A 9,238-nucleotide genomic window follows, 5' to 3' on the forward strand; every position below is an offset into this window, starting at 1 on the left:
GTTGCGTACAAGATCCTTTAAATTATTCTTTATAAGATCCTCATTAAGTTGTATAATATTACCAGACATGGTCTATTGCCTCCTTACGAATTTTGTGTGGTAACTTAATTGTACTAGCGGCAATAGACTATGTCTATTTTTTATGAAATTGAATTTGCGAAATATATTTTACCTTATCTGAAGAAAGAATAGCATAAGTCTGAGGCTTTTTCTATACACTGATTTATTTTCCACTTACGAAAAAATGTTCTATGGTAAAATGGAATCAAGGAATGAGGGCATAATCTTTCCCGCATAAGCGTGGCAACAATTCAAAGAGGCTGTCGCATTATGCAGGTGTTTGCTTAATGCAGCAGCTTCTTTTGCTATCCGGGTTATTCTCAGACTCAGATGCGGCGTTCCGCCGCGACAAACTCAAACCAACAAGACGCTTCGGGATACCCTCAGCGCGTAGCGGGCCGCCCGCCATTGATATTCGTCCAGGTAACCGTCCTGTACCTGACGTGTTAGCATGTTTTGGGCAGCCCCTACGATAGCCGCGATTGGGGCTTTTCTTTACGAGCTGAAGGTCACCCGAAGCGAACGGCGACTGGCGACCGGCGGGCCGATAGGCTCCAATCTACATTAATGGTTCCTTAAATATTTTGGATTTGGTTCAAAAATGATTAGAAAAGGATTAAGTTTTCCAGAACCGTCCTTTTTCTGTTGTATCATGGAGGTATGGATATATCTGCTCGTTCTGTTTCATATTATAATAAAGAAAAGAATGGTGAATCTGTTGAAAGAAAAATTGACTGCCAACGAAATCCGCTATCATAGGTATGATTGTATTACGACCATGTGCTGTCCGTCATACATTCCGACTATGCGTAGGATTCACGGCGGGACGCCCGCCACTGCTGTCCGTTCTGGCAGCCGCCCTGCACCTCCCGATAGTCGGTACCTGGCGGACCAGAAAGGCTCTGGGCGTCCCCTACAATATCGCATACAGGCGATGGGAGAGAAAGAGGTCACAGATTGCAAAAAAAATACACGGCCACGGCCTTGTGCGTAGGGGCCGACCTTTAACCTCTCAGACCGCCTTTGGCGGCCAGCTCCCCTATAAAGGGAGCCTTGTGCGGCCCGTTGCGAGATTTCATCACAGCCTTTTCGAGTATAATGGCAGGTTTTTACGAGCCACGAACAACGAGCCATGGCCGTTGCCACGAGCCGAGGGTTACTCAAGGCGGCCTGTGGGGCCGTCGGATTCCCACTTGATGAACTAGAAGAAAAAAAGCTTGACAAGGTCTGTCTAAATCTGTAAAATAAATAAGTAAGCTTTTCACTTGGACTCCATTAGCCCCGGAGAAAGAGCACCAAAAGCTTGGTCAGTTAGTTAAATTCAGGGAGGAATCACACAGCATGAAAACTACATTTATGGCCAATGCAGGCAACATCGAACGCAAATGGTTTGTTGTTGATGCTGAAGGCCAGACATTAGGCCGTCTTGCTGCCGAAGTAGCTAAAGTTCTTCGGGGAAAACATAAACCTACTTTTACCCCGCATGTTGATACAGGCGATTATGTAATCGTAGTAAACGCAGCAAAGGTTAAATTAACAGGTAAAAAATTAATCCAGAAAACCTATTTCCATCATTCCGGTTATCCCGGTGGAGCTAAATTCACTCAGGCCGGCCACATGCTCGAAGCACGTCCGGAACGCGTTGTTGAAATGGCAGTTCGCGGTATGCTCCCGAAAAATAAATTGGGTGAACAGATGTATCGTAAACTGAACGTTTATGCAGGTGCTGAACATCCGCATCAGGCTCAGAAACCTGAAGTTTTGAAGTTAAACATTCGCTAATTAATACCGGGAGGAAGATTTCATGGCAGTAGCACAGTACTACGGCACTGGCCGTAGAAAGACATCCGTTGCTAGAGTTCGTCTGGTTCCGGGTCAGGGTAAAATCACAGTCAACAAAAAAGAATTGAACGAATATTTCGGTCGTAAAACACTGGAATTGGTTATTAAACAGCCGCTCGTACTCACAGGCGTAACTGAACAGTACGACGTCATCGCTGACGTTAAGGGTGGCGGCCCGTCCGGCCAGGCCGGCGCAATCCGTCACGGCATCAGCCGTGCCCTTTTGGAAGTCGACGGCGATTTCCGTCAGGCTCTCAAAAAAGCTGGTTTCCTCACACGCGACCCGCGTGAAAAAGAACGCCGTAAATACGGCCTCAAGAAAGCTCGTAAGGCTTCCCAGTTCTCGAAACGTTAATATACTCGTATATTTTCACAAACCTATGCAACAGACAAACCGCATGAACAAGCCGTTCGTGCGGTTTTCTTTTTGGCTGAATATCAATTAACTTTGCATAAATTCGAGCACGTGAGAGACTGTAATATACACACAATATACGCACAATACACAAATCACAAGCGGTTCACGGCATCGATGAGCTGGGAGAGTGTCTTGTGGGTATAGACGCGGTCGGTGATGTCCTGGGAGCGGTGGCCGAGTATGAGCTGTATGATCTTCTTGTCGACGTCGGCGTTGGCCAGGAGCGTCGCACAGGTGTGCCGGCAGTCGTGGGGCAGGTGGTTCATCGGAGCCAGTACGGGCGATCGCTTCCAAAAATGGTCGCGCAGCCGGTCATAATTTCCGACAGGCCGGCCGTCGGGGTCGATGACCAGGTACTCGTTTTTCGGGTCGTACATGGCGGCGATGAAGGGCTTGATCTTGCCGGCCAGGGGGATGACCCGGTTCCGGCCGGCCGCCGTTTTCATGCCGGCCCGGAGATAGTTGTCGGCCAGGTGTACATTTTCCGTTCTGGCCCGCAAGAGCTCCGTCGGGCGCAGACCCGTATAGATGTAGATGAGGGCCAGGCGGGCGCCGTCGTCGTCGGTGTGCTGCCACAGCGTCTTGATTTCCGCCGGGGTAAAGGGCTTATGCAGCCGTGACTGCTGCTCTGCCGGCAGGTCGGTCATTTTGGCGTAGTTCGTCACGGTGATCTCCAGGCGGGCGGCGTACTGGTAGAGCTGACTGCAAAACAAGCGGATATTCTTTTTCGTGCTGTAGCCCTTCTGACAGCCGTCAATGACCCGCTGGATGTCATCGGCCCGCAGGTTGACGAAGGCACGGTCGTGGAGCCGCTCACAGTATTTGTAGGCGGACCGGTAGCCGTTCGGGATGGCTTTATGGACCCGGGTATACTTCCATTCGCCCCATTTCTGGTAGAGGTCGGCAAAGGTGATTTTCCGGGCATCGACATCGTAGGGCCGTTGATTGTAGTCGTCCAGGCAGGACAGGGCTTCTTTCCGGGTCGGGAAATAGCCTAGATACTGGTAACGTTGTTTTCCGTCGTCCGACCATCCGGCGGTGATGCGGACAGCGAAGGGCCGGCGGCGTTTGCCGCCCAGCTTGATGATAGAGCCGTAGCCCGTGGGAAGTCTCATAAGAATCGCCTCTTTCTTGCAGGATAAATCAAAGTATGATACAATAAACGCGTGCGAGATTGAAAAAATAGTTTTTTCAACGCTAAAAATCCCAATGCTCGAGAGGATAAGCGTCCGCCCACACAGTGTTGGCGCACTATGTGGGCATTTCTCTTTTCTGATTGCCTAAACAAACTAATGTTCTAAAAATAGCGTGATAAAAAAGGAATGTGAAGATTCTTCATATTCCTTTTTTTATTTATATATGCGTGATAAGGCCATGGCCATGACGATTTATAATAGATTCATGCCTTATATTGTATGAAGTTAGAATGACTTTTCGTATGTCATGACGACCCGGCCATTCTTGTACAGGTTCTTGGCATTGGCCCGGACCTCTAAGACCTGGTCGTTCTGATCCAGATAAAGGAAAGATTTGACGGGCGTCGTTTCGATGACGAAGACTTTTTCGTCGGTGGTATCATGCTTGCCGTTCTCGTAGCTATGGACCCCGTCGAAAAGGTGGTCCTGGATGCCGACCTTATGGAAGATGTCCAGGATGCCAGCCGCCCGGGCTTCGTCGACGCCGGTCCCCTCGGCGATCTGCTGCACGGCGAGCTTGTGGTGGTCGCTGGCCTTTTCCGGATTGGCTTCCTTTTCGGCCTTATCGCTGGCCTGCTGCACTTTCTGGCTGGCTGTCGGAGCGGGCGGCGGGTCGATGGTCGCACCGACGGCCCCAATGACGAACACGGCGGCCAGGCATAAGAGCCCGCGTTTCTTCCCATAAGGCGAGGCCAGGAATGGGGCGAACTTTTCCGGATTCTTTTTAGCCAGGATGTACCAGGCGATAATACAGATAATCAATAAACCAACAGCTGCTTGCATACGATTCCCTTCTTTCTGTGATTAGAATTTTTTCCTCACTTCAATGACTTTTCCTACGATATGGACTAAATTCGTTTCTTCTCCAGCAAACACACGAGGCGGATAATTGGGATTGGCTGATTCCAGGATAATCATATGGTCCTGTTTTCGGACCCGCTTTAACGTTCCTTCATCTCCATTTATGGTAACGACTGCCAGCTCTCCGTTCTCGACCTCTGGCTGGATGCGAACGATTGCAATATCTCCGTCGAATATTCCCAGGCCAGTCATGGAATCACCTTTGCAATGAAAGGCCCTTATGTCTCCATGAGTACAATCGTCAATATATACATACCCGTCAAGATATTCATAAGCGAACCCATTTGGGCCACAGGTTACCGTACCGATGATTGGGATTTTCCGGGCTTCAGCTGGCGGGGCTATTTCATTGGACAAGGGATAATTAGACATTCCCATGATATAGTCGGCCGACACATGGAACAGGCGGGATAATTCATTCAGCTTCCTTACAGGACGGCTTTCGCCTGTCTCATATTTAACGTAAGCGGTCCGGCTGATCCCCAGCTTTTGGGCAACTTCACCTTGTGATAACTTTTCCCTTTCTCTTAGTTTTCTCAGTCTTATCGCTGTCGTGTTCATCTTCTTCACTCCCTGTCTATGTATATATTATATGTGAAAAACATTCACTTGAAAATATGTGAATAAAAGTTGTCATAAGCTATTGACATGTGAATGGAAGTTGTGTAAAATACAGGTATGAAGTGAAGAAACTTCACAAGGAGGTGAAACCATGAACCGTTTGAAAGAGCTTAGAATGAAACGGAATTGGACTCAAGAACAACTCGCTGAAAAAATGGGAGTAACCCGTACAGCTGTTGTTAAGTGGGAAACTGGCAAAGCCTACCCCACGACGGAAAAGCTGATTGAGCTGGCCCGTATCTTTAAATGTCGAGTTGACAATTTATTGCGCGATAAAGTGTGAAGTTAAATTACAGGAGGCAAAAAGATGACAAGAGAACAGGAAGCCAGAGAAGCAGCAAACACAATCATCAATTATTGCGCTGAATATTCTCAGAATAGCAGTGTTTGTGTGAATTGCGCAGTTAAAGAATTCTGCAACGGGGTCGCTGCAAGACGAGCTCCCAGCGAATTAGAAACGTATCAAGACGATCCGAATAATTTACGCAAGATTGAAGCGTTGAGGAACTTATCTGACGCCCTTAGACAGGGCGGTACATATGTAGACTTTACGCTGCTGTCAGCCAACGCGATTAACATCGTGAAAGCCCCGGGCTTTCATCGTATCATCACCGTGTCTGACGACATCAATACGATGCTGCTGGAAGTCTTGCAGGCGGTCAATGATTGGAAGTGAGGGTATGAAAATCACCATCAAAGAAGCGGCCCGCATCCTGGAGCGTAGCGAACAATTCGTTCGCATTGGCCTGCAACGTAACCTGCTTCCGTTCGGGTTCGCGATGAAACGCAGCGGGGCCCGAAAATTCGACTATTTCATCAATCCGGCACAGTTCGCCGCCTACTGCGGCGTGACGCTGGCCGATCTGGAAAGGAGCCTCAGCCAATGAAAACGATGAAGATTTACGACGAACCAAAGCTGAAGCGCATCCCAAAGCGTGGCCCTCTGTTCGGGGCTAAGAGCTTCTTGGCCATGGCCGTGCTGGCCTGCGGCATCGGGCTTTACACCGGCCCGGGCATGGCGGCGGGTGAAACCGTCAAAGCCGATGACGTGCAGGTCGTCACGGTCGAAAAGGATCAGACGGTCTGGGACGTAGCCCGTCCGATTGCCGACGCCGAAGGGCTCGACATCCGGGAAGTGGTCTATCAGATCCAGGTGAACAACAACCTGGACCAGGATTGCACAGTAAGGCCCGGCCAGCAGCTCGTCATTCGCTTCTGAACTCATTGTATTTTATGAGGAGGTGAAAACCATGAGAGACAAGTTCACGGAATGGCTGGTACATTCCCGCCATGTGGCCGGGCTGACCCAGGAGGAAGCGGCCGAACGCATCGGCATTGCCCGACGTACGCTGGCCGGCTATGAAGCCGGCAGTACCCCCGACGATGACGTCGTGGCCTGTATCGTGCAGGTCTACGATGACTATAAACTGGGGTATGCTTACCTGGTAGAGCGTACCCTGACCGGCAGGCTCATCCTGCCCGATATCCAGACGGTCGGTGTGGCCAGCGGGGTGATCACCCTACATATACAGCTTGGCAAGATGTGCAAGGCCTACGAAAGACTCGAGACTATCTGCGCCGACGACATCATCAGCCGGGAAGAGCTCCCCAGCTATTGCCGGTGCATGAATGAGCTCGACAACCTCATCGCCGCCGCCGTCGGGATGAAGATCACCGACATCCGGCCACAAAAAAAGGACCCCACGGCAAAGCCGCGAGGCCCCAAACCAGGAAGGTTTGAAAAAAGATGACACCTATATTATAGCACAGAACCAGGAGGATGAACATGAAAAAAGAAGACATGATTGCGCAAAAATTAGAAGAACTGAAGGCGGTTACAGAAGGAACGGGTTGCAAGCTGATCATCATGACAGCCCATGAGGATAGCCATAAGGCTACCGTTCTGCTAAATGGGAATGCCATTGATCTGGCTAACATGATGGCATCGCTTCTTGAAAAGATTGCGCTCGATATCGGGGTCAGCCGGGAAGAATTGCTCATCGCCCTTTTGGTGGGAGGTGACTATCGTGGATGCTGAACTCATTATGACCGTCCAGGATGGTACGAACCGCGACGCCTGGCTGAAACTCCGTACCATGGGTATCGGGGGCAGCGACGCCGGCACGATTGTCGGCGACAACCCCTGGAAAAGCCCGTACGCTTTATGGCTCGAAAAGACGGGGCAGCTGGTGCCGGAAGACATCAGCGGCACGGACCCGGTCTACTGGGGCACGACCCTGGAAGACATCGTCGCCAGGGAATTCACCAAACGCACGGGCAAGCGGGTCCGCCGCTGCGGCACGATGCAGAGTAACGACGTGCCGTGGATGCTGGCCAACGTCGACCGCCTGGTCATCGGCGAAAAAGCGGGGTTGGAATGCAAGACGACCAATGCCTTTAATGTCAAGGCTTGGGAAGATGACGGGCTTCCTAACTCATATTATTGGCAGTGCCAACATTATATGATGGTCACAGGCCTGCCGACCTGGTATATTGCCGTACTCATTGGGGGTCAGCATTACGATTATAAGTGCATCCCCCGGAATGACGACGACATCGATTACCTGGCTCAGAAGGAAGAAGAATTCTGGTACATGGTTCAGACGATGACCCCGCCGCCTATTGACGGGAGCCGCTCGACGACGGAGGCCATCCAAGACCAATACCCCGGCGGCCAGACCGAGCCGGTCGAGCTTCCCAAGGAAGCGGCCGACGCCCTGGCCCTCATCGACAACGCCAAGGCCGAACGGAAACGCCTCGACGACGTCATCATGACCCAGGAGAATGTCATCAAATGCCTCATGGGGGACGATGAGATCGCCACCATCGGCGACCGGAAGGTCACATGGAAGAACCAAAAAGGGCGCATCACCGTCGACACGAAGAAGTTAAAGAAGGAATTCCCGGACGTCTACGAAGCTTGCATGAAGCAGGGCAAGCCGACGCGGCGGTTCCTGGTATAACTGGTATGAATTGAAAGGAGATATTGTAATGGCAACTACAAAAGGAGGCCTGGCCGCTGCCAAAAAAGCGGCCCCGGCAGCAGCATCGCCGATGAAGAATATGCAGGATCTTATTATTTCGATGAAAGGGCAGATTGAAGCGGCCCTTCCTTCCGTCATCACGGGCGAACGATTCGCCCGAATGGTCCTTACGGCTATGAGTAACACGCCGAAACTGGCATCCTGTACGCCCAAGTCTTTCCTGGGCGCTATGATGCAGGCTGCGCAACTCGGCTTGGAACCGAACACGCCACTGGGGGAAGCCTATCTCATCCCCTTCATGAACCATGGTACCCTGGAATGCCAGTTCCAGGTAGGGTACAAGGGCATGATCTCCCTGGCCCATCGAAGTGGGCTGTATGTCCAAGCTCATGAAGTTCATGAAAACGACGAATTTGATGTCGAATACGGCTTAGAGCCGAAGCTGGTACATAAGCCCGTATTCAAGGACCGCGGGTCCGTCGTAGCATATTACGGCGTATGGAAAGACAAAGACGGCATTTCCGGCTTTGAAATCATGAGCAAGGAAGATGTCGAAGCCCATGCCAGGAAATACAGCCAAAGCTACGGGAAAGGCTTCTCGCCATGGAAGACGAACTTTGACGAAATGGCAAAGAAAACCGTCATCAAGAAGGCGCTGAAATACGCGCCGCTGACGACGGAGTTCATCCGTGGCGTCACGGCCGACGGGACCATCAAGACGGCCCTCAGCCAGAACATGGCCGACGTCAGCGACGAAACCGATTATACCGACATCGAGGCTGAACCGGTCCCCGACAACGTCGACCCGGCCACGGGGGAAGTCAAAACTGACAAGACAAATCAGGAAAAACAGGACGATGCCATCCTTGAAGCATCGCTCGATATGTAAAAATGATGGGCCAACGGGGAGAGCCGCTGGCCCGCATATGAGGTAACTATGAGCACAGAAAATAAACGTTTCTATTGGATTAAGCTACGAGAAAACTTCTTCCAGCAGGAAACCATAGACTGGCTAATGGAACAGGAAAACGGAAGCGCTTATATTGTCCTGTATCTCAAAATGTGCCTGCTGACGGCGAATACCTCCGGGGAGCTCATCAGAACCATTGGAAACATGACGATTCCTTACGAGCCGAAAAAAATTTCCCAGAAAACAGGCTTTGACATTGATACGGTAAAGGGTGTGTCAAGAGTTTTGTGTAAATCGATTCAATAAGCAACATCGTATTGCTGCATAAGCTGAGACATCCTGTCGT

General features: G+C 50.7%; 14 protein-coding genes. 11 read left to right on the forward strand and 3 right to left on the reverse strand.

All coding sequences use genetic code 11. The features are described 5' to 3' along the window. The first annotated feature begins 1,401 nt into the window (after positions 1–1,401). Positions 1,402–1,842 (forward strand): 50S ribosomal protein L13, encoded by a 441-nt coding sequence (rplM, locus tag WMO23_RS10095; RefSeq protein ID WP_020311348.1) that lies wholly within the window; start codon positions 1,402–1,404, stop codon positions 1,840–1,842. A gap of 22 nt (positions 1,843–1,864) precedes the next feature. After that, a complete protein-coding gene (gene rpsI, locus WMO23_RS10100; protein ID WP_020311347.1) occupies positions 1,865–2,257 on the forward strand; it encodes a 30S ribosomal protein S9 in 393 nt (130 codons plus the stop codon). Between the two features lie 155 nt (positions 2,258–2,412). On the opposite strand, the gene WMO23_RS10105 is transcribed toward rpsI, so the two are convergent. The 3 genes from WMO23_RS10105 to WMO23_RS10115 form a co-directional block, all read right to left on the reverse strand. After that, entirely contained in the window at positions 2,413–3,435 is a 1,023-nt protein-coding gene (locus WMO23_RS10105; RefSeq protein ID WP_349173967.1) for a tyrosine-type recombinase/integrase, read from the reverse strand. Positions 3,436–3,741: 306 nt separating this feature from the next. Then, on the reverse strand, positions 3,742–4,299 hold the full coding sequence (locus WMO23_RS10110) for a hypothetical protein (RefSeq protein WP_349173969.1): 558 nt from the start codon (positions 4,297–4,299) through the stop codon (positions 3,742–3,744). A 21-nt stretch (positions 4,300–4,320) separates the two neighbouring features. Next, the gene (locus WMO23_RS10115) at positions 4,321–4,938 is read right to left on the reverse strand and encodes a LexA family protein (RefSeq protein ID WP_349173971.1); all 618 of its coding nucleotides are present in this window, start codon (positions 4,936–4,938) and stop codon (positions 4,321–4,323) included. A gap of 151 nt (positions 4,939–5,089) precedes the next feature. On the opposite strand from WMO23_RS10115, the gene WMO23_RS10120 reads away from it, so the two are divergent. The 9 genes from WMO23_RS10120 to WMO23_RS10160 are packed head-to-tail and all read left to right on the forward strand — an operon-like array spanning position 5,090 to position 9,198. Next, positions 5,090–5,281, forward strand: coding sequence for a helix-turn-helix transcriptional regulator (locus tag WMO23_RS10120; RefSeq protein WP_349173973.1), 192 nt, complete (start codon positions 5,090–5,092; stop codon positions 5,279–5,281). A gap of 24 nt (positions 5,282–5,305) precedes the next feature. Then, positions 5,306–5,674, forward strand: coding sequence for a hypothetical protein (locus tag WMO23_RS10125; protein WP_349173974.1), 369 nt, complete (start codon positions 5,306–5,308; stop codon positions 5,672–5,674). Between the two features lie 4 nt (positions 5,675–5,678). Beyond that, positions 5,679–5,885, forward strand: a complete 207-nt coding sequence (locus tag WMO23_RS10130; RefSeq protein ID WP_349173976.1) for a hypothetical protein — start codon at positions 5,679–5,681, stop codon at positions 5,883–5,885. Beyond that, positions 5,882–6,217 carry a LysM domain-containing protein gene (locus tag WMO23_RS10135; RefSeq protein ID WP_349173978.1) on the forward strand — a complete coding sequence of 112 codons (336 nt, stop codon included), beginning with the start codon at positions 5,882–5,884 and terminating at the stop codon, positions 6,215–6,217. Before WMO23_RS10130 ends, WMO23_RS10135 begins: the two co-directional genes overlap by 4 nt. A gap of 31 nt (positions 6,218–6,248) precedes the next feature. After that, positions 6,249–6,749, forward strand: coding sequence for a helix-turn-helix domain-containing protein (locus tag WMO23_RS10140; protein ID WP_349173980.1), 501 nt, complete (start codon positions 6,249–6,251; stop codon positions 6,747–6,749). 35 nt (positions 6,750–6,784) lie between these two features. Next, entirely contained in the window at positions 6,785–7,036 is a 252-nt protein-coding gene (locus WMO23_RS10145) for a hypothetical protein (protein WP_349173982.1), read from the forward strand. Then, positions 7,026–7,961 (forward strand): YqaJ viral recombinase family nuclease, encoded by a 936-nt coding sequence (locus WMO23_RS10150; protein ID WP_349173984.1) that lies wholly within the window; start codon positions 7,026–7,028, stop codon positions 7,959–7,961. The genes WMO23_RS10145 and WMO23_RS10150 overlap by 11 nt, the downstream gene beginning before the upstream one ends. Before the next feature lie 28 nt (positions 7,962–7,989). Beyond that, positions 7,990–8,871, forward strand: a complete 882-nt coding sequence (locus tag WMO23_RS10155; protein WP_349173986.1) for a recombinase RecT — start codon at positions 7,990–7,992, stop codon at positions 8,869–8,871. 48 nt (positions 8,872–8,919) lie between these two features. Beyond that, positions 8,920–9,198, forward strand: a complete 279-nt coding sequence (locus WMO23_RS10160; protein WP_349173988.1) for a phage replisome organizer N-terminal domain-containing protein — start codon at positions 8,920–8,922, stop codon at positions 9,196–9,198. The last annotated feature ends 40 nt before the right edge of the window (positions 9,199–9,238 follow it).

It is taken from the genome of Megasphaera intestinihominis (genome assembly GCF_040096415.1).
GTDB lineage: Bacteria > Bacillota > Negativicutes > Veillonellales > Megasphaeraceae > Megasphaera > Megasphaera intestinihominis.